Genomic DNA, 24,344 nt, shown 5'->3' on the forward strand with positions numbered 1-24,344 from the left:
AAAAGCCGCCCCATTGTTCACACAATAGGGCGGCTAACCAATATTAATAGAGAGAAATATATTATCTCTGAAGCGGATATACAAGTTCAGATGCCTTGCCACTATTCAACACCGGCTTGGTCAGTTCAGCATCGCCTACTATGATACTTGCGGGGGTGATGGTAGAATAGGTATAAGGTTGCACGTTGTTGCTCACAAACGGGCGGTCGGAGATGGCAGTAAACTTCTTCATCTGACTCTCAGTAGGCAATGTGATGCGGTTGTGCTTCACAAGCTTTCGCTCACCTGTCTTCACATCCACTTGATACAGACGCAACGAAGTGTAGCCACTCGGTGTGGTGACAACGTAAGCATAGTCGAGCTTCTGCTTCTTTGCCGCCTTGAGCAGTGTTTTCAGCATATTGTCGTCCTTGGTTGTGCCATCAGCCTTTACATGTAATGTGCCTACTCCTAAGAGAGGAATCGACTGGGCGGGGGAGTTGGCAAGGCGCGAGCTGGCTGTGCTCTTCTCGGCATACATAGCAGGAGTAGTGCGGTTGAGCATCGTCTTGAACACGCCTTTTTCTACGATAGAAAGTTCTGCCTCGGGCTTGAATCCATCGGCATCCACCTGATAGTGGCCGTAGAGTTTCTCACCATTGTATTCGGTTTTGTCTGTGGAGTTGACGATGCTAATACGCTCGTCGATTATCTTCTTTCCGAGTTTCTGTCCGAGAGACTTAGGATTCTCAGTATAGTTCTGCTGACCATAGAACTGGTCTGGAGCGAGATAAGTGGCGGTAATTACCTGTTTTGCAGCCTCATCCTCGTACATAACCGGACCCTTGTAATATTCCTCCATGACAGGGGCGTTGCGCATTTCCATACAGTCGTCGGCAAACTTGCGAACGCGTTCTACGAGTGCATCTATGGATGGAATCTCATCTGGATTCTCATAATGCAGTGTAAGATCGTCGGCAGTCTTAACCCTGTTGTCATCTTCAAATGTGGCGCTCACTTTTATTACCACGCTGTTGTGTGGCAACTTCAGGTTGACGTCTTCCGATGTTGAGCGGAAAGAAGTTATTTCGTTGCCATTAATCTTAACTACGGTGTTGAACAGGTATTTGTAGTTCTTGAACACGGCAGATAGTTGCTTGGCAATATCCTCCATTTTCTTCATATCCACGTTATATTTTTTCTCATTTTCCAAGTATGAAGTGGGAGCGGAACGCTGCAAGTCGGGAATTTTCTCCAACGCTGCTGGCAGAGGATATTGCGCAAGCATATTTTGCTTCTGTGCCATCATGTTCACGGCATTCTTGTATGCCATATCGCTTGATTCCCAAAGCGTGCGGCGCAGCGACGAGTAGTCGCATTCTATGGCAGAAGGCGTACCCACAATCAGCGGCTGGCCAGGGAAGTCGCTCGAACGCTTGAAGTTACCTATGGCAAGATGTACGGAAGCATTGTATGTGAAAGGTGTCTCTGAACTTGCGGAGATAGCTCCCAACTCGCCTGTGACATTAAACGAGCGATAGCGGTTTACGATGTATGAGGCGTAGAATGGAGTCTCGAGTCCAGCAACAGTGAGACTGTCGGTGGTGCGCTTCAGCTCGTCCTTCATGGCACTGAATATGACGTTGTCGTCAGCCTGCTTGTCTTGTGTGAATGCCGGCGCAGGAAGGATGTTTGGCAATGCCTGCTGGTTTTGGGCACGCTGTGTCTCTATCTGCGAGACGAATATGGCGGGAGAAGATGCCGTTACTGGTACCCATCCTGATTCGGCACCGCAACTGCCAGTGAACACACTTGGTGTGTCGCCACCAGCCACGATATGTGAGAACATGGCAAGCGGAGTACCAATCATGCTTACGCCACGAACCAGTTCGTCTGGACGTCCGTCGGTATATACACGATACACTTCCACTGGAGTAACATTAAACGAGTTGATGCTACCACCGTCGCCTGTGAGTGTAAATCCGCTTGTCACGGTCTTGAAAAAGTAGCCATATTCTTTGTCCTGCTTGCGAGCCTCGGCAATGAGCATGTCGCGCAGTTGTGCATCAGAATAAGGCTTTGTGGTCTCGATGACAAGGTTAGACTGTCGGCTCACAGGGTCGTTGCCCCCTGAGGTGCGTCCATGACCATTGCTTTCAGGGAATCCATCGAGTGGTACTCGGCTCATAAGGAATCCTTTCAGTACACCATCTACAACGTTATCCACACGGCGGGCTTTCACTCCTTCGCTGTCGTAGATGTAATGTCCGTTCATGTCGATACCGGCATACTGCTTCAACGTAGGGTCGCAATACACCTGGAACGGCTTCGGCAGTACTTCTTTGTCTATCATGTCCTTGAAAGTCTCTCCACCTTTTTTCATGCGGTGGCCTTCGAGACGATGACCGAAAATCTCGTGGAAGAACACTCCGCTGGCAGCTCCGGAGAGAATGGCGGGACCCGTATAAGGATTAGCTACAGGCGCTTTTTTCAGGGCCTGTATTCTTTCAAGCAGGTCTTTGGCTGCAGCTACTATCACATTCTGAGAGGGAAGGCTGTCGGGATTGAAGGCGAAGAAATCTTCGTTGAGTGGGAGTTGCATACCGTCTTCGGCAATGGCTGAGACGGAAAGCATGATGCGGGCTGAACGATGGTTCTGCACTATTTCAGTGCCGTCGGTATTGACAAAATAAGTGCGCTGCACCCGATAGTTAAGGCTCACGTCGGCAGTCTTGAGCGTAGGGTCGGCCTTGAACACCGCCGATACCTCGTCGAGACGCTTCTGCCATGCCTTGCCGTCGATTTTCATCTTGTCAAGGTCGTAAGGCTCTTCGTAGTAAACCTCAGCCTTGGCATCCGAGAAACAAGGAGCCTTGTCCTCGTTCTCTGTGCTTGTGGCAGCCTTGCTGCGTGCCTGTTCATAAGCAGCCACTGCATATTTGTAGCGGCTGAGTGTCGCATTCCATATATTGGTAGTGATACCTTCTGTGGCATTGTCGTCGAAAGGAATGGTAACGGTCTGTGCCGAGCGTCCGTCGCGGCTCTGCATGCCCTGCGAGTTGTACTTGAAGTTGTCGAGAGTCTTGTCGCCCAAGCGAATCTGTGGCGTGACGAGACGCTGGCGTTTCTCTTGGTTTGCCTGTGCCGTACCAAAACTGCTGGAAATGACATGGCTATACACGTCTTCAGCCCGATAACTCATAAAGTATGGCTTCTGTGGCTGTTTTTGCAACTGCTCGAAGTTATATTTCAGCTCGTCTTTTAGTATGCCAAGCAGTTTGTCTTGCTGCTTGGCGCTAAGTGACGAGAATACTAATAATAGTAATGAAGTTATAAAACACCTGTTTCTCATAATTATTATCTTTAATATACTCCTATTTCCGCTATTGATACCTGATAGTTTTTGAAGAACGTGGGCGTATTGACCACGATGCGCACATACTGAATGTCAGTGGCCTCGGCAAACTTGATGTAGTTCACCTCGCCTGTGCTGTAGCCAAGGGCCGTCTCCTCCAAGAAGGTTGCCAAAGGATAGTAAGAGCCGTTAACAGACTTATACACCTTGACCATAGAGGGAGAGAGCGAACGATATGTGGCCTTTGAGTCATCGTAATAGCTCTGCACCAGTCTTATGCCGTGCACCTTGTGTGTTGCCTTCATGTCGATGTCGAGGGTATATTCAACGCTCTTTTCCGACATATAGGGATTCCACAATGTAGTTTCGTCGCCATCAACGAGGAATTCAGGATGAGAGCTCCATCCCATTTCCACAAGTTCCTCGTCGTCAGCGGGCATCATGTGGACAGTGGCATTGCTCAGGTCGATCATATCCAACTTTGGCTCGCCGTCGTGATTGATTTCTTGGATATAGTCGGCTGCGGCAAGTTCCTTGTAATGCTTGTCGTAGCGGTTAACCTTCAGACCAGTAAGTTCGTGCATGGTTTTCAGTACCCAATCACACAGCTCGACATCCACAAGTTTGCTCTGTCCCTTCTCTTCGTCGTCACGCTGGTCGGCACGAACATATCGGTTCTTGCCGAGGTTGAGCGTTTTCAATTTCGGAAGTTTAAAGAGGTCGAGCAGATTGCTCATGTCCCAGTCGAGGTCGAATGTCTCAACATTGTCCGCCCAATCCTGTGGAACAATCTGGTCGTAGCCGAACTGGCGTTTCAGTTCGTCCTTGAACTCAGAGTCAAAAGCGATGTCGGTATTGAGCGTTATCGGGTCGTTGACAATAAGGTCTTCACATCCCTGCAGATAGCCGTTGCGATAGAGCTTGACGGGTTTTGTGCTGTCAACGTCAGGAATGTCGAGGTGCAGTGTGCCTACAATCTCTGGTGTCAGGTCAAATTCCATTTCCTTTCCCGTACTCTTTTGAGTGTAGGTGATGTATGCCTTATCCAATTCCTCTCCCCATCCCACGAAAGTGAGCAACAAGTGATTCTTAAGGAAATAGTTCTTGGCAACGATACGTGTGAATGCTTGCACAAGTTCGTGCTCAGGAGTGTACGCCCTTACGTAGGTTGTTTGCGCCATAGACTCGTTGAGATTCTTGTCCACCGACATCACGCTGATTTCGAGTGTAGAGCCGGATGTAATATTCTGGATATCATAATCGGTGGTACCTGCTGGCAGGAACACCGAGTCGCGCTTGTCGCCATCCACCCATTTCACCTCTACCTTATCAACGATAGGGTCCTGACTGTTGGTCCAGTTAACCTTGATGTGTTCCCATCCTGGTGTGGTGGTAAGGTTGGTCACCTTACCCACATATCTTATCTCACCGTCGCCTGCATAGTCCTTGTAGGTGTCGAACAGGCTTTCCCCACAAGAAGTCATCAGTGCCATGGTGGCTATTGCTACTATTTGTTTTTTCATAATCGTTGGTGTTTGCTTATTTCTTTGTATATACCTCAAGTTCATTGAAGGTGAGCACCTTCATCAAAGTGTTCGTTCCGTTGGCATATTCAGATGAAAGTCTGTAAGTGTCATTAAAGACGAGTTTCAGGTATCTGTAACCTTCTCCCTGTCCTGATGCCATAAACTTTATCTCAAGGTATTTGGGGTCTAGTGCCTTAACGTCCTCAGCTGTAGCGTCACCTTCATACCATCTTGTGTCGGTACAACCAAAGAACCAACAGCCACTCAGATTATCTTCCGCCACAGTGTTCGACTCCTTGTATTTGCCCAACTTCACCCATTTCATATTGTCAAAATCTTGGGTGTCGCCTGGTTCATTGCTTGCATATACATCTATGTCGCACGGCAATCTGTTGTAATAACATCTGTTTAGCAACTGTCCCACAAAGTTTGTCTCGACAAAGTTGCAATACGTGCTTCCGAAACATGGCGACCCTTCTCCACATACGCCCCAACCAGAACCTGTATATAAGTAGGCATACAATCTGACAGAAGCTGTCGGTGTGACTTCGCCAATGTCAACATACATAGGAGCGGAGCCTTCTCCTACACCACTCTTCTTAGAGATGAAGGTATAGAACTTATGGTCGTCCTGCGACTCAAACCATCTCCATCCGTTGGTGTCGCCATCAGTAAGGTATTCGAGACCTACTTTCTCGTTGTCGTCCTCAAGCGAGTTGGAATAATAGATTTTCTTGATATTGTGCTTGCCTGTCTGCATTGCCTCCACCTGCCATTGGCGTTGACCTACGATGTTGCCACGATAGTCTTCCGCCTTGATGATGATGTCGAGCTTAGCCTTCTCCTGCTTGGGCTGATAGATGATGGTGTCACCACCGGCAACAATACCTCTTGTCTCCATCAGCACCGTGTCTTCTTTCTGTGTATAGGCATTGGTGCCGAGATAGTAGATGTGGAACAAGCCCTTGACGTTCTCAGGGGCATCGTAGTTGATGGAGAATCCATCCCAACCCGACTCTACCTTCACCGATTTTATAAAATAGACGGGGTCGGAGTCGAGTGTGCTGAACGTGATGGGAATACCTGCACTTTCCGAACCGTTACGGAACTGTATAGTCACTTCGGCAGGCACGTTCTCTGTAGCCTCGTTGAAGCCTGTAAGCGTAAGCGAATCGGTCTGTGTGCTTGCCGTCCTCAATATCTGATTGCCATAACAATCGTTGTATCTTACGTGAATACCCGTAATGTCGGGGTCTTTGGGCAGGGCAAAATACAGCATTGCCCCACCTGCCGCAGGCTTGACGACGAGTGCGTTGTCAGCCAGGTTGACGTGTATCAGCTCTTTGTCGTCGCTACATGAGAAGATCGACAAGACAGCCAATAACAGAAATATTGTCTTTTTCATATTTTTCTTTTTATTATTTGGAGAGTTATAATTACCATCCCATGTTCTGCTTTATACCCGAGATAAGAATCTCCTCGGCATTGATGGGGAAGAAGTAGTCGCGCGGCGCGGTGAACGAGTGACTGTTGTCAACAACCTTCGGTCCGCGATAGTCGTTGTAGAACTTCTGGTCGGTTGTGCCGAAAATGTTCCATCCCATAATGCTCTGGTTGAGCTCTTCAGGGGCGGTCATCCACCGGCGCACGTTCCAGAAACGCTTACCCTCGAAGCAGAACTCGATGTCCTGTTCTTGACGAATGATGCTACGCATTCCCGCCTTTGTAGTGACGTTTTTCGGATTGCGGGCGTATGTTTCCCATGCCTCCCTTACAGGCAGGATACCTGCACGGCGGCGCACCTCATCGAGTGGTCCGTAAACGCGCTCGTCGGGCTGGTCGAGATATTCGTTCCATGCTTCCGCACTGGCAAGAAGCAAGTCGGGCAGTCGCCATAATATGTCGGCCTTGTCGCCTACTCTACCAACATAATACTGGTAGTTGTATTTTGACACGTCGCTTTGGTCGAACTTCTTGACGTAATAGCCCGTGATACACTGTGGGATATTAGAAACGAAGCGCGACTGGTTGGTGCCATACATCTCGCCCTTTAGCATGTTGCAGTCAATAGCCTCATACTTTGTTGACGAGCTTGACATCTTATGATACCAGCATGTTCCATGGGCAATGATGTTGGCATAGAAGCGTGGCTCGCGACGACGATGAAGATTGAGTATGGGCTTGTCGAAGTTGACCACATTCTTGTAACGCTCATTGGTTTCCTTTGATGCCTGATACATGTTTGCCATCCACTGTTTGTCTTCCGTGAGAGGGAGTCCATGTTCTGTATAGAATGTCTCCACAATCTTCAACGTTGGATAAACGCCACTCTCGCACGTCCAGTCGTAATACGCCTTGTACTGGCTTTCTACTTTGGGATGATAGAATGCTTCGAAAGTATTTAAGTGATTGTGAACAAGCACAAGGGCTTCCTTGTTGACATAATTGTAATCGCTGCATGAGTTCTCAATGTCGCGCATCACGTTCATGAAAGCTGTGGGGCGGTCGGTACTTCCCTTCATCAGCTCATGCCCGTTAGACTTTGCCAAGGTTATAGCCTCGTCGGCAGCTTCAGCCGCACGGCGCCATTTTTCCTTGTCGTATTCGGGAAACATGCGCTCACCGTTCTTGTTGGTGAACTTGGCGAACATCTCGTTGCCATTGAACAATGGCGAGGCGGCATAGAGCAGCAGCATAGCCTTCAGGGTTGCCGCTCCTTCCTTGCTATAGAAACAGAGCAGGTCGCTACTCAGACCGCTTTGGGGCGGAAGCACGGCAATGGCGCTGTCGAGCAGCTCAACCGTGGCATTGACACAGTCGTCGATAGACGAGCGTGGTATCTGCATCTCGCTGATTTCGGCATTGGCGGGAATGTTTTCCGGTACAAGCACTATCGGGCCGTAGCGGCGGATAAGCTCGAAATACATGTGCGCCTTGCACGCCTTGACTTGTGCCTTCCACATCGAGCGTTCCTCTTCCTCGATGTTGTACGTTTTGTCGATGTTCTCAAGGAAGATGTTGCAATAACGGATTCCTCCATAGAATTTGTTTCCGCTCCAAATGTTGCCGTAGGGATTCTGTGTCTTCTGCTTGCCTTCGGCTATCATGATGCCAGGAATTCTTTCCTTTGCTGCACCTATTCCTTCTATGTGGGTGTAGTCATCTGCAACTACCTCGTCTGACCCCCAAAATGCCGGGTTGTAGTATAATCCCGACAGGTCGTCGTCGCGCATCGACATGCAGGTTTTCATCCACTGTTCGGCATCCTCACGCTTCTCGAATGTGGTTTCGATGGTGGTGATGTCGTTCTTGGGCACAAGGTCGAGATAGTCGTTGCATGAACTGAATGCCACTGCGGCAACGGCTATCATTACGTTCGTTATATGTTTGTTTGCTTTCATCATTGTCATATTATCAGAAGTTTACATTTATACTTGCGGAATATGTGCGTTGGATAGGATAGTTGAAACCATCGCTGCCAAGCTCAACATCCCACAACTTGAAGTTGGTGAAGCAGAACGGGTTGTTGGTGGAAAGCGTGAACTTCACGTTCTGAAGACCCAATTTGTGGATGAACTTGCGAGACATGTTGTAGGCAAGTGATATTGATGTGCAACGCAGGAACGAGCACTCGCGCATGAAATAGGTCGATTTGCGGGTCTCGGCATTAGCTGTCCAGTCTTCCTGCGGGTTGTGCAGCACGATGTTGCTCGTTGAGAGTCGTGGCCAGAACGGACGTTCTGCCTGGTTGTCCTCGCTCCAGTGGCTGTCGGCAATGGCCTGAAGCATGGCATGGTCGCCATAGAATGGCGAGATGGCTTGTGCGTTTATGAAGAACGAACGCTTGCCAGAGCCTTGGAAGGAGGTGTTGAATTCGAAGTTCTTGTAGTTGACGAAGAGGCTCATACCGTAGATGAGTCGAGGTGTCTCGGGATATCCGATGAACACTGCGTCGTTGACGTCAATCTTGCCGTCGGCATTCACGTCGCGATATTTGATGTCACCGGGCATCACATCACCGTCCTGACGAGGCGAGTTGTCAATCTCAGCTTGGTCGCGGAAGAGACCTTCGGCTATATAACCCATTGCCTGACTGATCTCATGACCTGTCTTACGCTGCCATGCTGGCTTGTTGGTTGCTTCCTCAATATATTTGTACTTTGCCTTGTTGTATGTAAGAGTTCCGTTGAGGATAAACCAGAAGTCGTTGTTGAACATGTGCTGAAGCTTTGCAGAGAGGTCAATGCCTCGTGAGTCAACTTCGCCAATATTGTCTAACGGTGCAATTTCGATACCCACATTCTGTGGAATGACGTATCTTCTTGAAAGAATGTTGTGACGCAGCTCACGATAGATGTCTGCCTGGAACTCAAACAGTCCGCCAAAGAGCTTTGCCTCGATACCAAGGTTCATTTGCTCTGCCACTTCCCACTGTATGCCGGGGTCGCCGTAGAAGTTTATTCTGTTTCTGGCGAAACCATAAAATTCATTTGAGTTGACACCATTGTTCCACATTCCAACACCCTTAATGGCAATGTCCTGCAAATAGACATAACGAGGTGTGGAGATGATGCCGTCGTTACCCACCTTTCCCCACGAGAGGCGGAACTTGAGATAGGGCACCACCTTTTCAAGACCTTTCATCCAAGGCTCTGATGATGCTACCCAAGCACCTCCTAGAGCCGGGAAGAAACCCCAGCGGTGCTCTTTTGAGAATCGCTCCGAACCATTGTATCCGCAGCTTGCCTCGACAAAGTAGCGGTCGAGAAGTCCGTAAGAGAAACGTCCTGAGAATGTGACGTTGCGCTGTGGCAGACCGTTGAGCACCGACTCTATAGGAGTAAATGTCCTCTCATAAAGCTGTGCCACACCAGTGAATGATGTTTGGTGTAGATTATCCTCGTCTCCACCCCATGCGGCAGTATGATAGATGCGGCCTTCAAAGGTGGTACGCGTCTCCGTGGTGTGGTTGTCGGCTCCCTTTTCCAGTGTCTTTGACGCCATCCTGTTGTTTGGATCAGCACCCAGTGTAAATTCTCCTGTTTCGGGGATATAGCTGTTTAGATAATATTTATAAGGTTTTGTAGTAAACGTGTTGTCATAATAGCCACTCTGCACGATAGAGGCTATAAGGCGATATTCCAGTCCCTTTACGGCACGGTCGAGCTTGTGGATAAACTCGGCACGGTTGGTTGTGCTGTAGCGTGTGCGCTCGATGTAGCCTTGCTGGTTGAGCATATATGGATTGATAGCCTGGGCAGCAGTGGTTCCGAAACGGATGTGCGGGAAGGAATATACGCCATCGTCGGGATAGACAGGTGCAAAGTCAACAGGCGATGCGTTGAAGGCATAGTAATATGCCGACTTCTGGTCAACCACAGGACCATGATAGCGGTCGATGTTAGTGGCTGAATTTACTACCAACTGTATACCTGCATTAAGCTGAATGTTAAGGTTAGTGCGGAAGTTGAACTGGTTGTTGGTGATATTACAGTCAAAGTCGTTTAGCTTGTCGCTCTTCAGCATACCCTCATCGCGGTTGTAGTTGAACGAAGCGTAGTATTGCACTTTTGGCGAACCACCACGGATGGAGATACCGGCACGATGGTTGATGCTTCGCTGCTTGAACAAAATGTCATACCAGTCGTTGGCGGGATATGCCCAAGAGGGATAGTTGGGGTTGTTGGTGCGGGCGATACGCTCTTGTGTGTATTTTGGAGTTCCGTTGTTGCTGCGACCAATGATGGCCTGGTTGTAGTATTTCATATAGCTGATGGGGTCAACAACGTCGATTTCCTTTGTCGGCTCACTGATTACACACTCATAGCGAGTGGTGGTATATACATTTCCTTCTTCACCCTTTTTGGTGGTCACCATAATCACACCGTTGGCTCCACGGGCACCATACATCGCTGTAGCCGACGCGTCTTTCAGCACGTTGAAGCTCTCGATGTCTTCGGGAGCGAGGCGTGAGAGGTCGAGTTTCGACGACTCCACTCCGTCCAAAAGAATGAGAGGGTCGGTGTTGGCTCCTGTCTGGAATGAGGTGATACCACGAATATAGAACTTGGTGTTCATGTCTTCTTCGTTCAAGGCACCGGGCATACCGCCTGTCTGCCATGCTATCATGCCAGGAATTTTACCGGCAAACGACGTAGTGAGGTCGCTACTCGACACCTTCAGGTCCTTGGCATTTACTGTAGTGATGGCAGAAACCACACTTTCCTTCTTCTGGTTTCCGAATGCCACCACCTGTACTTCCTTCAGCACCTTTGAGTCTGGCTCGAGGTTTATCTTCAGTTCACGGTTAGGATTCTTTATTGAGGCGGTTTCTGTTTTATAGCCGATGAACGAGAAATTCAGAACGTCGCCACGGCGAGCCTTGATGGAGAAGCGTCCGTTGACATCGGTGCTCACGCCAGCCTTCGTTCCTTTAATGGTAACGCTTACGCCGGGGAGTTCCACGCCCACCTCGTCAACCACGCGTCCCTTTACTTCGTAGTATTCGCCGGTGCCGCTTGCCGTTTCCTTTTGTGTGGTCTTGCGTTTTGTTACGGTTATGAACTTGTCGTCCACCTTATAGGTGAGCGGCGTGCCTGAGAGAAGCTGGTTCATGGCTTCTTTGATGTCCTTGGCGCGGACATCGCGCTCCGCCTTGTATCCGCTCACTTCTTTTGTTTCGTACATCACCCTGTAGGGTGTTGCCTTTTCAAGTAGCTTGAATGCCTTGGGCAGAGTCTGGTTTTTTGTGTTGACCACTATCTCCTTTGTCTGCGCCGCCAATGGTTGTAGCGCGACAAAGGTCATGAGGAATGTCAACAGCAAAAATGCTTTAATTTTTCTCATACGCTTTTCTTGTAAATTAAGTTAATTACATCTATTATACCGAAAAGGTATAAGAAAAGTATACCAAAAAACTGGAAAAAATCACAAAAAAAGGCAGAAAAGTTACTTTCTGCCAAAATTTATCGTTATTTTTATGCTTTTTTATCGCTTATTAGTTGGATTTGTTTGTCCATTGGTGCTATCTTAATATAGGTAATATATGGTTCCTTTAGATTGCCAGTTCTTGTTTCTTTGCTCTTAATGACAAGAGTCAGATGATGCTGCATGGCATATTTCATCAATTCCACCGCAGCTTTTGATTGTTTTGAGTCGGCTACATAGTGAGGTCTTGCAGATGGCAATAACCCAATACACCACCTTTGTTTACTATCCTCATACGTAATATCTGTCACTATTGCAAGGGAACACTTATTGTCATCATCACAAATGGTATTATGCCCCATTGATGTCTGTTTGTTTATAGCTTTCGCAAATTCCAAATATATTTTGGTTTCTTCTTTCTGATAGAAATAGGCGGGTAAGATGCCTTCATAATAAGTGACATGACGCAGAAGGTTTTCTATTGCACCGTCGATTGCCCTACTGTTCTCGTCAGTGGCGAGAATACGGAAATAAAGAGGCAAGCCGTTTTTCTTTGTCGTCAACACCATCACGCAGTGAGAATATTTGCCAACCACAGGCTTATCGAGTTTCATCTTTGCTACAACAATAGTATCGGCATTGCAGCCAAAACGGTCGGCAAGAATCTCTTTTGTAGATGAACAAAAAATGTTTTTGGCAATGGAGTCGGCAAGCTGAACGACACCGGGGTATTGCCCTTTCTCCTTCAATGCGTAGGGCATGAGTGTGAATATGTAGGGCGAGGGATATTGAATGACCATGCCCCCTTCATCTGCCACAGCTTCTTGACCAATGGACATAGTATATATATTATAAGGTGAAGCCTGAAGTTTGTTGTCGGGGCGTTTCCACATGTTGAGTATGTCGGCATTTATTTCATCTGAAGCATCAACAATGCTGAATCCTTCCGGACATTCCCATTTCACAAAGCACTCCTTTTCAAGTACGCTTGCCAACTCTGCGAAAGAAAAGTCTCCGCAGTTACCCTTGTTAACCGATTGTCCTAAACTTGCAATAGTGCAAGCAAGCACGACTAATAAAAACGATGTTCTTTTCATATTCTTTTTGTTTACTGTTACTATATACATACCGAAAAGCTATAAGAAAAGGACACCAAAAAATAACAAATACTGACAGAAATCTTAGTTCCTTCCAAAATTTTTCTATAAAAATCATAGAGCATGACCTGCTACGAGCGATGCATACTGATAACTTGTATTCTCATAATACATTGAGCAGTTGTAGTCGTCTATTTTGCGCATAATCCATGAATCATAAACAGCAAACAAGGAATCAACAAAAGAAATGTTTTCACGCTTTGCCTTCTCGTAGATTAGTCTATACTTATCAATATTCTCACAATGATAAACCTCCGCGAGGTCTAAATAATGTGTTATTCCCTCGTGGCCCATGGCTTTGACTATTACCTTTCTCTCGTTTTTTGTTTGTCTTGCCACATATTCGATTAGACTACATACAAAAAACAGGTCGTTAAGCCTTGCTTCCTCACGTTCTTCCATTGCGACAAAGTCCTGGGACTTCGGTGCACATCGTTCGGCTATCAAAGCGCGAGATTGTGGGTTCTTTGTCGGCATGACCCATGCATAATCACGTCTGTAGTGGCAAGACTATCGTCAGATGGAGAAGCGAACTGCAAAATTAGTCAGCATCAATATTAGTTGCGGATTTTAGGTTTTGCACTGCTTTTTATATAAAGAGCCGATGAACGCCGAAGAATACTGCCGAAAACCCTTCACCCTTCACTTTTCGGACATAAGTCGTTGAGTTACAGGGGTATATCGGAGTGAAGGGTTGCTTCAGCCCTTCACCACCCTTCACTACCCTTCACTATCAGGAATCGGACGGTTTTCTCTCGTTGTTGACAAAACTGAAAATTATGTCAAGAAAGAGTTTTAGGTTAAACTATCGATTCGCCCCGAAAAATTCACAGTGAAGGGTGGTGAAGGGTAGTGAAGGGTTGTTGCAACCCTTCACCACATTAAGCTATTGATACTGAGATATTTACGCTTAAAAAGTGAAGGGTGAAGGGTTTTTGCGAATATTCTTCTGCATAGACAATCTTAGGCCTACAACAACTGCAGCTCCTATGGTGAGTTTTCCGTCAGAAGCCTTCTGACAAACATCCAAAGCCTTCTGACGAACATCCAAAGGCTTCTGACGAACAGCAGAAGTCTATTGACGAAGATTGCGCAGCTGCTTTAGGCGGACTCCTGTTTCAAGGGAGAATGTGTTGAGCTTGAAAAGGCAGGCAATAAGTCTTCCTTTGCTATAGTCACATATATATAAAAGGTTGCGCCGATGGACAAACAAATAGACCTGAAAAGTGATAAAGGCAAATAAAATACTTAAAAAATGAGGCAGAAAGTAACTTTTCTGCCTTTTTTGTGATTTTTTCCAGTTTTTTGGTATACTTTTCTTATACCTTTTCGGTATATTATAAGTAAGTCTAATTTTTTATTATAAAAGTCCTGACTGAATATAGAGGAATGTTTGTCATCCAGTCTTGTTCCTTGAAACCTTTCATCGAGAAGCGGATACCATGGAGGTTGTAGTCCTTGAAGTCATGCGTGATGCATGCCGCAAGAGATTTTGACTTAACATTCTCCTCTGCTTTTACTTCTATAGGATATATGATGTTGTCTTTCTGTACAACGAAGTCCAGTTCCTGTGTGGAATTGTCCTTACTGTAATAGTATGTTGGACGGTCAGGGATTGTGACGATTTGTTGCAATACATAGTTTTCAGTGAATGCACCTTTGTATTCGCTGAAGATATTGTCGCCTATGAGTATGCTTGCTGCGGGGGCATCGGTCATAGCACCCAGCAATCCAACGTCAAGCATATACAGTTTGAATGCATTTGAGTCGGAATAAAAGCGCAATGGCACTTTCAGGTCACGAACCCTGTTTACCTTATACACCAATCCTGCATCTACGAGCCATTGTATGGCTATTTCGAAGTCTTTGGCGCGTGCTCCCTTCCTGACTGCTCCATAGATGAATTTCTTGTTCTCGCGAGCCAACTGCTCTGGCACTGACTGCCACACCATCCTCACTCTCTGAGTCTCTGAGGCTGTGTGTTTGGCAATGTCTGCCTCGTATGCCGCAAGGATATTCTTCTGTATGGTGCGCACTGCGATGAGGTCTTTCGTCTCACTATATGTCCTCACGGCTTCGGGCATGCCGCCTGTGAAATAGTACTGGCGCAGAAGGTCGATAAACTTCGATGCGAACACGTCCGTCATTTGATGGTCGTTGGAATGGAGAATGTCCACGAGTTGCCCTTCGCCCATGGCATAGAGAAACTCCTCGAAAGACATGGGGTAGAGGTGCATTATGTCAACCTTGCCTACAGGAAATGACTCTCCCTGCATATTCATCACTCCGAGAAGCGAACCTGCTACAATGATGTGAATGTCCGGGCGGTTCTCGCAGAAATATTTTAATGTGGAGACAACCGGTGGAATCTCTTGTATCTCGTCGAGGAAGACAAGTGTCTTTCCCGGAACGATTGTCTTATGTGCCATAGATGATAATCCCACCAATATCCTGTCGATGTCGGCATTGCCGCTGAACAGGGTTTGGGCGAGGTCGTTTTTATAGCAGTTGACATATACGAGGCTGTCGTATTCTTGTTCGCCAAACTCCTTGATAATATATGTCTTACCCACTTGCCGAGCGCCATACATCATCAGTGGTTTGCGTGTCTCCGACTGCTTCCATTTTTTTAGTTCATCGTATATAAATCTCTTCATCTTTTACACTTTTCTGAGGGAATAATTACCATATTTCCACACTTTTATGAGGGAATGTCTTGTATGTTACTACACTTTTATTATTTCCTCCCAATCTTAAGCGTTTCGCCTTCGAACGAGGCGGAGAAGCTGTCGAAGCTGTTGAGGAGGTCGAGGGTACGGCGGAGAGACTCGTCGCGACGGCAGAAGAAACGGAACTTGAGGGATTCGAGCGACTTGTCGTCGAAACTTACATTGACGTTATACCATCGGCCAATTGCCAAGGCAATGTCGCGCAACGTGGCGTCGTCGAAATAGATATAGCCGTTGAGCCACTGCTCATAGCCTTCCATATCCTCGGCAGCCACTGCCACCGACTCATTGCCCGAGATGGTGGCTCCTTGTCCGGGCTGCAGGCGCACTGCCTTTGCCGAAGACTTCGGCTTTACCTCTACTGAACCATTTATCAGTGCCACGTGGCTCGATGCCCCGTCGTAACACGATACGTTAAGTTCGGTGCCAAGCACTCGCGCCTCGGCATTGTCGGTAGTGATGACAAAAGGCTTTGACGCATCCTTTGCCACCTTGAAATATGCCTCGCCCTGAAGATATACATTTCGCTCGTCGCCTATGAACTGGGACGGATAGGTGAGATGACTGCCTGCATAGAGAAACACCTGGGTGCCGTCGGCAAGTGTGATGGAGTAGCTCTTGCCAGAGGGAATGCTGATGGTGTAGCGCTCGGTGGGAACATTGTCGGTCTCATAGCCCAACGCCTGCATCACCTTGCTGCGCTGCGCCCTTGGCATGGTGGCTACGGCAATGTTTTGCGAGTCGCCTTCTACGACAACTTGTTTATTGCCAGCCTTCATTACCACGGTCTTGGGTGTGTCGGCAATGCGGGTATATGCAAACCTTGTTGAAGAGTCGGTGGAAGAAGGCAACAGAAATCTTATGCCAAAGACAATAAGCAACATGGCGGCTATGCCTGCCACAGCATATATCGCCATATGAAGCCGAGGCCTACGCTTTTCTTCGGCAATGTCAAGACGCGAGGCCACTTCCTCCCATTCCTTGTCGGCATCGAAGGGCACGACAATGCCTTGCCGCTCCATCTCCCGGGCAGCCTTCTGCACTTTCTGAGCCAGTTCTTCGTCGGTTGGCTCATTTCCTGCATCGAGCATGTCGACCAATTGGTCAAGCTTATCGTCTTCTATTGACATAAATATCTATTCCTTTTATATATAATACGTAATACCAACAATAATGAACACTGAAACGATGAATTATTTACACCTTTTTAACCATCGGGTCGCCATCGGGTCCTGAACAGTATCAGGGCTTTTGCCACGTGTTTCTTAACGCTGCTGAGGCTTATGCCCAGTTCTTCTGCAACCTCGGCATAGTGGCGGTTGTTCCTGAAAAATCGCTCAATGATGGTGCGTGTGGTAGACGGGAGCTCCTCCATTACCTCGTTCACGAGTTGCTGTTTCCTTATGTCGGTGTCGGCGTCATATTCCGCATTTGCTATTCCCGCCATGTTCATCTTGCGGTAGAACTCCGCATAGCGGTTACGTGCAGCCTCCTTGCGTATGTGGTCTACACATCGGTTGTGTACCATCCGGTAGAAAAAAGAGAGACGGCGCGACGGCTCTGTCACATCCCGCTTCGCCCACGCTATCTCGAAGGCGTCGCTGATGATGTCACGACACAATTCATCATCCTTCACTATCTGTTTTGCATAATAGTAAAGGCTGTCGAAGTTGTTTTTGAACAGCAGTTCGTATTCTCTCTCAATCGCCATGGGTGCAAAAGTACTGAAAATAAACGTAACTACAAAGAAAAAAACGAAGAAATTTCTTCATGGAAGTTTTATTTGCCAGTTAGCAATAATATGGTAGCGTATTGGCGAGAGCCTTCGGTTCGATGTGAATGCTCTTGCAATCGAAAGTCTGCCCTTCGGGCATCTTACGTATCTCTTCTATGGTATATCTCATATCAAATCTGCGAAAGAAAAGTTTCCGCCATTGAAACGTTAATTTATTGGAAAAGCGGACAAAAACTTTGTAAAACGTATTGGAAAAGCGGACAAAATTATGTATTTTTGCATTGGAAAAGCGGACAAAACCGAAGTAAAATATATTGGAAAAACGGACAAATTATGATAAAACGCAAGATAATCAGCAGGTTACGTGATTATTATTACAGTACCAACAAGGCATTGCTTCTCACCGGGGCAAGACAGACGGGCAAGTCGTACTCTGCCCGCCATTTCGGTATGACCTATTTCAAGCATTTCATTGAGATAAACTTCATAGAGGCTCCTTCGGCACGGACCATCTTTGTAAATGCCACCGATGCCAAGGACATATTGGTAAGACTGTCAGCCTATACTTCCGAGCCGCTCGTAAAGGGTGAGACACTCATTCTCCTTGATGAAATACAGGAATGTCCAGAAGCTCTTACGGCAATGAAATTTCTTGTAGAAGAGGGAAGCTATAGATATATTATGAGTGGCTCGCTGTTAGGGATAGAGATGAAAGACCTCCGGTCGGCTCCAGTTGGATATATCGACATTTGGGAAATGTATCCGCTCGACCTTGAGGAGTTTTTTGGTGCCGTAGGAGTTTCAGATACCGTAATGGACCACATAAAGGAGTCGTGGAACGGAATGAAACCAGTGGACAAAGTGGTACACGCCAAACTGATGTCAATTGTCAGGCTCTATCTTATTGTCGGCGGAATGCCTGCTGTCGTGGAGAAATATCTTGAAACAAACAATCTGCAGTCTGTAATGGAAGTGCAGAAAGCCATTCTAAGGCTTTACGAGGTGGACATTGCCAAGTACGACCCCAACCGAAAGTTGTATATCCGTGAGATATTCAACCTTATACCGCCTGAGCTGAATGCAAAAAACAAGCGGTTCATACTTAAGAACCTTAACGAGAAAATAAAGTTTTCACGCTACGAAAACAGTTTTATATGGCTGAAGGATGCAGGAGTCGCCTTGCCTACATTTTCTGTGGAGGCACCTACATCGCCTCTTGCCTTGTCGCGTTCGAGAAATCTGTTCAAACTGTTTCAGAGCGACGTGGGCTTGCTGGCAGCGACATACGCCGACGGAATACAGTTACGAATCCTTGACGATGATCCCGACATCAACTTTGGTGCCATTTACGAGAATCTTGTAGCGCAGGAATTGCATTGCCATGGTTTCGACCTTTATTATTTCAACAGCAAGAAACAAGGAGAAGTCGATTTCATTGTGGAGAAATCCGGTTTTGCCTTGCCTATAGAGGTGAAATCCGGCAAATCGTACCAGCGTCACAATGCCTTGTCGAACATCATGTCAGACCAATCGTACAACATCCGTGAGGCGTTGGTCTTGTCGGGAGTCAATCTGAAAGTTATCGACAGAATCAAATATCTGCCGATATACATGCTGATGTTTTTGGAGAAAGACAAACCGATGGAAATCTTTGTCAGAGTGGATTTGCCAACGCTTTAGAAAGTCCCAATACGTCACGGTCGTACCATAGCTGGTGTCACGGTCGTACCATAGCTGGTGTCACGGTCGTACCATAGCTAGTATCACGACCGTTCCACAGTTATGGAACACTCGTTATATCAGTCATGGAACGACCGTCCCAACAGTTATGGAACGACCGTCTCAACAGCGATCCTTATGGATTACCAACAGCGTTCCTTGCTGGTTAATAACTAAGGACGTGTTCGACGTAAAGGTTGTCTGCCCTTGGCATCCTTCGAGGAAGCACATCGCGACGTTCGTCCACAGGTTATTCATCTATTCATAATTTTCCATCGTTTTTGAGCGTTTTTCCTTGAAAATAGTCCCCCAAAACAGCGGAAATGCATAAAAAAGGGCAGAAAAATCACTATCATCATCACCAAGAAGCCCTATAACGATGCGGTCTTAGCCCCTTTTTTAGAACCTCTGTCACCATAAGGAAAAGTCAACATACTGGTAAACAGCAACTTGAGAAAGATAGGTGACAGTGACAGACGTTTTGAAACTTCTTCATGCAAGTTTTATTTGCCAGTTAGCAATAATATGGTAGCTAACTGGCAAATATTTTTTCATTCTATTTACGATGGGTGTGGAACGCCTCTATACGTTCGCGGAAAATGTCACGAAGGCTGTCGGCGAAGAATGAAGTGCAGACGCGCACTCCCTGTTGGGTGGAACCCATAGTGTCGAGGGGATAGACTGCTATGCCGTAGTACATAAGCTCACGGGTGAGCTCAAGGTCGTTCATGCCGGGATATTGAACGGTGAAGTAGAATCCGTCGGCAAGGGGGGAGCCAAGGTCGTTGTCGTATACAAGGTAGAAGCCGTTGGCCAGAAGCACTTCTTTCATGAATTTGGCACGACGGCCGTATTCGCGCACGTCGTCGAGGAAGTTGTAGGTTCCGCTTGTGGCGGCTTCCATCAGGGCTGCCATGGCATGCTGGACACTGTGGGTTGTGCCGCTGGAGAAGGTGTACATGAGGCGGTTGGCAAAGAAATTGCCAAATTCACCCACGCCAAACCGGTTCTGCAGGTTGGGGTAGACGCGGTGGTACAGTTTGTTGCTGATGCAGCATACTCCGATGCGTTGTCCTGCATAGGAGAACGCTTTCGAACCTGATACGGAAAGCATGTAGTTGTCGGTGTATCGTGCCACTGTGGCCTGATATGGCGGCTGGTAGGGATGTGACAGGTCGCGGCGGAAGTCCATAGCGAAATATGCGAGGTCTTCGAGCACAATGAAGTCATACTTGTTGGCTAGTTGGCCGATGCCTTCGAGCTCCTCTTCGTTGAAGCACACCCATGAGGGGTTGTTAGGGTTGGAGTAAACGATGCCGCAGATGTTTTCCTTGCTCACTATCTCTTCCAGTTTTGCGATGAGAGCCTCGCCACGGTAGTCGTGTATGTCGAGACCGATGTGGCGTATGCCGATCACGTCGCACTGTGTGGTCTGTACGGGAAAACCGGGATTGATGAAGAGAACAGTAGGCTCACCTTTTTCGTTTGCGGAGAAAGCATGACGCCAAATGGTGAATGTGGCGAACGTCCCCTGCATGGAGCCTGTGGTAGGGATGCAGCAGAGAGGGTCGATGTCTACACCGATAAATGCTTTCACGAATTCCGATGCCGCATTCTTTATTCGCGGTATTCCTCCGTTGGGAGGATATATGGTGGCGCAGCCGTTGGCCAGGGCTTCCTGTTCGGCCTTCAGTGCTATGTCTGACGGTTTTAGGCCTGGCACGCCCATCTCAAGATGTATTACCGGTTGTCCGGTTCTTTCTTCCAGAAGTCTCGACAGACTTTGTATGTCGCGTATGGTGGCTTCCGAGAAGTCACCGAGGTCCATCTCGTTGATGGCCTCGGTCACTATGTCATAGTCTAATGGTGTATTCATAATATTAGTGGAATTTCCTCTTGTCGTTTACGTGTTTTGCCTTTCCGATGGAGCGCTCTATGGCTCCAGGCTCCTTGATGTGGATGTTTGGCTTGATGCCTACCATTGAGACGATGCGGTCGTAGAGAGGCTTGATGTATGGCATCTGCTTCGACGGGTTGGGCGAGAAGAACTCGCTGCGCAGCTCGACGTCGAGGTCGAAGGTGTCTTCGTTGTTCTTGCGGTCGACGGTAATGAAATACTGGGGTGTGAAGGCGGGGAACTCTGTGAGGCAGGTTTCTATCTGACTTGGGAACACGTTGACACCTCGAATGATCATCATGTCGTCTGAACGGCCGAGTATTCGGCCCATGCGTACTGCCGTTCGTCCGCATTCACACTTGTCGTAGATGAGGCGTGTGAGGTCACGTGTGCGGTAGCGTAATATAGGCATTGCCTCTTTGCAAAGGGATGTGAAGACGAGTTCGCCGAATTCTCCCGGCTCAACGGGTTCGAGTGTGTCGGGATTGATAATCTCGGGATAGAACATGTCTTCCCAGAGGTGAGTGCCGTTCTGGCATTCGCATTCGCCTCCTACGCCAGGCCCGCACATCTCGGTTAGTCCGTAGATGTCGATAGCCTTTATGCCAAGACGCTCTTCGAGTTCCTTGCGCATTCCTTCAGTCCAAGGCTCAGCTCCGAAGAATCCCACTTTGAGTTTCAGGTCTTCCTTTTTCACACTGTCACTTTTCTCTATCACCTCAGCTAAGTGGAGTGCGTAAGACGGTGTGCAGCACAGTACTGTAGAGCCAAAGTCTTTCATGAGCATTATTTGTTTTTCAGAGTTGCCTGCTGAGGTGGGCAGCTGGACGGCGCCGAGAAGTCCTGCCGCGTCGTGTGCTCCCAGTCCGCCGGTGAAGAGGCCGTAACCGTAGCTCACCTGTACGATGTCGCCCTTGGTCACATTGCCTGCTGCCATTACTCGTGCTGCACCCTCTGCCCACATGGCGAGGTCGTTTTTGGTGTAAGTGCCCACCACGGGTTTTCCGGTTGTGCCTGAAGAGGCGTGAATGCGCACGACTTCGCTTTGTGGCACTGCCTGTAGTCCGAACGGATATTCATCGCGCAGGTCGTGTTTGGTAGTGAAAGGTAAACGATGGATGTCGTCGATAGACTTGATGTCTTCCGGTTTGATGCCCATCTTGTCCATCTTCCTGCGGTAGAACGGCACCTTTTCATAACATGTCTTGACGGTTTTGATAAGACGTTCTGTCTGTAATTTGCGCATAGACTCGCGGTCCATGCATTCCATTGCTCTGTTTAGTATCATATTTATTATGTTTTTGATGATTTCTTACTCATCTCACCTCTCTACCTCCACTCTTTTTTCGTCCGATAAGCTGAACCGGTGACCACACACAGCAGGTCGCCGTTTTGGTTGGTAACACGAATCTCGCAGAAAGGGAGGCGGTGATGGTTGAAGGTTTCGGTGGCTTCGGCTATTAGTGTGTCGCCTTCATGTGCTGACTGAAGGAAGGTGATACTGTTTTGAATGCCAAGAGTCACTATGCCGCGACTGTTGGTCACGGCGGCGAAGGCAAGGTCGGCAAGGGTGAAGTATGCTCCACCTTGACATACGCCTGCTGCGTTAAGATGACGATTCTCCACCTTCATTTCCGCGCGGGCGAAACCTTCGCGTACTTCAGTGAGTCGTATGCCGTTGGTGGAGGCATAGCGGTCGCCCTGATTGAGGAAATCCTTAATGTTTTCCATAACAACTGAATATTGAGTTTACCTTGCCAGGCTCAATCTTTGGCGTTACAAGGCTTACGAGGAACACTACGGCAAAACCGCCTACCATGGCCACTGCACCGCAGTCGATGGGATTGAGGATGGCGTTGCCGAGCATCATGTTCAACACAGTGAGTCCGACACCCCATACGAAGCAAGCCCAGACAGATATGCGTGTGACGCCTCGCCAGTATAGTCCGAGGAGGAATGGAGCAAGGAATGCTCCTGCCAATGCTCCCCAAGAGATGCCCATGAGTTGGGCTATAAACTGTGGTGGATTGAGGGCGATCATAAGCGAAAGGGCTATGAAGAACACTATGAGAACACGCATGATAAGCACTTTGCGACGCTCTATTTTTTCGGAAACAGTGTCGTCAATCTCGCCATTCTCCACTTCGCCCGCTAAAGACTTCTTGTCGCGGTAGATGAGGTCGAGGGTCATGGTGGACGATGAGGTGAGCACGAGCGAAGCCAGGGTAGACATTGAGGCTGACAGAACGAGGAGCACGACGAGGGCGATCAGCACGTCGGGCAGAGTCTCGAGCATGGAAGGCACAATGCTGTCATAGGCATATTTGTGTTTGTCGGGGTTGAAGGCCGGTTCTGGAAACAGTCGGCCGAAGCCTCCGAGGAAATAACATCCTCCTGCCACGACGAGTGCGAAGAGGGTGGAGATGATTGTGCCGCGGCGGATGGCCGACTCGTCGGTGATGGAGTAGAACTTGCCGACCATCTGTGGCAGTCCCCAGGTGCCAAGTGAGGTGAGCACCACTACACCGAGAAGGCTCAGAGGGGCAGGGCCAAACCATGAGGCAAAGTCGCCAGAATGAAAATTGGCAAACAGGCCAGACTTGTCTTCAAGGTCGTGGGCTGTGGGCACTGCCTCGCCCATGCGGTGTATGGCTTCAGTCAGTCCGCCTTGGCTGTTCAGCACTACGGCTATGACGGTGGTGATACCGAAGAGCATGATGATGCCCTGTATGAAGTCGTTGATGGCGGTGGCCTTGTATCCACCGAGGATTACGTAGACGGCGGTGAGCAGTGCCATGATGATGGCGCAGTATTCGTATGGAATGCCGAATCCCATTTCAAAAAGTTTTGATATGCCCATGTATACTCCAGCGGTGTAGGGAATGAGGAATATGAAGGCTATGATAGACGCTGCCAATCGCAGTCCCTCGTCGCCATAGCGTGTGCCGAAGAAGTCGGGCATGGTGCGGCTTTGTATGTGTTGTGTCATGAGTTTTGTGCGTTTTCCAAGCACGAGCCATGCCAGCAACGACCCTATGACAGCGTTGCCCACTCCTATCCAAGATGCCGACATGCCGTATTTCCAACCGAACTGTCCGGCATAACCCACAAACACAACGGCGGAGAAATACGAGGTGCCGTAAGCAAATGCCGTGAGCCATGGACCTACGGAACGTCCGCCGAGCACGAAACCGTCGACAGACTTTGCCTGTTTTCGGGAAATTATTCCCACTGCCACTGTTATGCAGAGGAATATTATTGTAAGTAATATCTTTATGAACATGGCAATAATATATTTTTTTAATTTTTAATTTTTAATT

15 protein-coding genes are annotated in these 24,344 nt (G+C 48.0%); 1 reads left to right on the forward strand and 14 read right to left on the reverse strand.

Annotation, left to right across the window (positions count from 1 at the left end):
• Positions 1 to 61 precede the first annotated feature (61 nt).
• The 10 genes from CIK98_RS16105 to CIK98_RS16150 form a co-directional block, all read right to left on the reverse strand.
• A complete protein-coding gene (locus CIK98_RS16105) occupies positions 62 to 3,331 on the reverse strand; it encodes a metallopeptidase TldD-related protein (protein ID WP_094386049.1) in 3,270 nt (1,089 codons plus the stop codon).
• Between the two features lie 11 nt (positions 3,332 to 3,342).
• The gene (locus CIK98_RS16110) at positions 3,343 to 4,857 is read right to left on the reverse strand and encodes a DUF4998 domain-containing protein (protein WP_172409999.1); all 1,515 of its coding nucleotides are present in this window, start codon (positions 4,855 to 4,857) and stop codon (positions 3,343 to 3,345) included.
• 16 nt (positions 4,858 to 4,873) lie between these two features.
• The gene (locus tag CIK98_RS16115; RefSeq protein WP_094386053.1) at positions 4,874 to 6,265 is read right to left on the reverse strand and encodes a DUF4959 domain-containing protein; all 1,392 of its coding nucleotides are present in this window, start codon (positions 6,263 to 6,265) and stop codon (positions 4,874 to 4,876) included.
• A gap of 31 nt (positions 6,266 to 6,296) precedes the next feature.
• Positions 6,297 to 8,264, reverse strand: a complete 1,968-nt coding sequence (locus CIK98_RS16120; protein WP_172410000.1) for a RagB/SusD family nutrient uptake outer membrane protein — start codon at positions 8,262 to 8,264, stop codon at positions 6,297 to 6,299.
• Positions 8,265 to 8,274: 10 nt separating this feature from the next.
• Positions 8,275 to 11,706, reverse strand: a complete 3,432-nt coding sequence (locus CIK98_RS16125) for a TonB-dependent receptor (RefSeq protein ID WP_094386055.1) — start codon at positions 11,704 to 11,706, stop codon at positions 8,275 to 8,277.
• Positions 11,707 to 11,837: 131 nt separating this feature from the next.
• Positions 11,838 to 12,884, reverse strand: coding sequence for a hypothetical protein (locus tag CIK98_RS16130; RefSeq protein ID WP_141210575.1), 1,047 nt, complete (start codon positions 12,882 to 12,884; stop codon positions 11,838 to 11,840).
• Positions 12,885 to 12,998: 114 nt separating this feature from the next.
• Positions 12,999 to 13,421 (reverse strand): hypothetical protein, encoded by a 423-nt coding sequence (locus CIK98_RS16135; RefSeq protein WP_253249763.1) that lies wholly within the window; start codon positions 13,419 to 13,421, stop codon positions 12,999 to 13,001.
• Between the two features lie 872 nt (positions 13,422 to 14,293).
• Positions 14,294 to 15,601, reverse strand: a complete 1,308-nt coding sequence (locus tag CIK98_RS16140; RefSeq protein ID WP_094386061.1) for an ATP-binding protein — start codon at positions 15,599 to 15,601, stop codon at positions 14,294 to 14,296.
• Between the two features lie 80 nt (positions 15,602 to 15,681).
• The gene (locus CIK98_RS16145; protein ID WP_094386063.1) at positions 15,682 to 16,803 is read right to left on the reverse strand and encodes a FecR family protein; all 1,122 of its coding nucleotides are present in this window, start codon (positions 16,801 to 16,803) and stop codon (positions 15,682 to 15,684) included.
• Positions 16,804 to 16,880: 77 nt separating this feature from the next.
• Positions 16,881 to 17,384 carry a sigma-70 family RNA polymerase sigma factor gene (locus tag CIK98_RS16150; RefSeq protein ID WP_094386065.1) on the reverse strand — a complete coding sequence of 168 codons (504 nt, stop codon included), beginning with the start codon at positions 17,382 to 17,384 and terminating at the stop codon, positions 16,881 to 16,883.
• Positions 17,385 to 17,741: 357 nt separating this feature from the next.
• Between CIK98_RS16150 and CIK98_RS16155 the strand changes: the two genes are divergently transcribed.
• The gene (locus CIK98_RS16155) at positions 17,742 to 19,088 is read left to right on the forward strand and encodes an ATP-binding protein (protein ID WP_094386234.1); all 1,347 of its coding nucleotides are present in this window, start codon (positions 17,742 to 17,744) and stop codon (positions 19,086 to 19,088) included.
• A 595-nt stretch (positions 19,089 to 19,683) separates the two neighbouring features.
• Here CIK98_RS16155 and CIK98_RS16160 read toward each other — a convergent pair.
• From CIK98_RS16160 to CIK98_RS16175, 4 genes are read right to left on the reverse strand one after another with little or no spacing between them, the layout of a single operon-like run.
• Positions 19,684 to 21,006, reverse strand: coding sequence for a pyridoxal phosphate-dependent aminotransferase (locus CIK98_RS16160; protein ID WP_094386067.1), 1,323 nt, complete (start codon positions 21,004 to 21,006; stop codon positions 19,684 to 19,686).
• Position 21,007: 1 nt separating this feature from the next.
• Positions 21,008 to 22,312 (reverse strand): phenylacetate--CoA ligase family protein, encoded by a 1,305-nt coding sequence (locus CIK98_RS16165; protein WP_094386069.1) that lies wholly within the window; start codon positions 22,310 to 22,312, stop codon positions 21,008 to 21,010.
• A gap of 41 nt (positions 22,313 to 22,353) precedes the next feature.
• Positions 22,354 to 22,755 carry a PaaI family thioesterase gene (locus tag CIK98_RS16170; protein ID WP_094386071.1) on the reverse strand — a complete coding sequence of 134 codons (402 nt, stop codon included), beginning with the start codon at positions 22,753 to 22,755 and terminating at the stop codon, positions 22,354 to 22,356.
• Positions 22,742 to 24,307, reverse strand: coding sequence for a sodium:solute symporter (locus tag CIK98_RS16175; RefSeq protein WP_094386073.1), 1,566 nt, complete (start codon positions 24,305 to 24,307; stop codon positions 22,742 to 22,744). Before CIK98_RS16175 ends, CIK98_RS16170 begins: the two co-directional genes overlap by 14 nt.
• Positions 24,308 to 24,344 lie beyond the last annotated feature (37 nt).

This window comes from Prevotella sp. P2-180 (assembly GCF_002251435.1).
In the GTDB taxonomy this organism is placed as follows: Bacteria; Bacteroidota; Bacteroidia; order Bacteroidales; family Bacteroidaceae; genus Prevotella.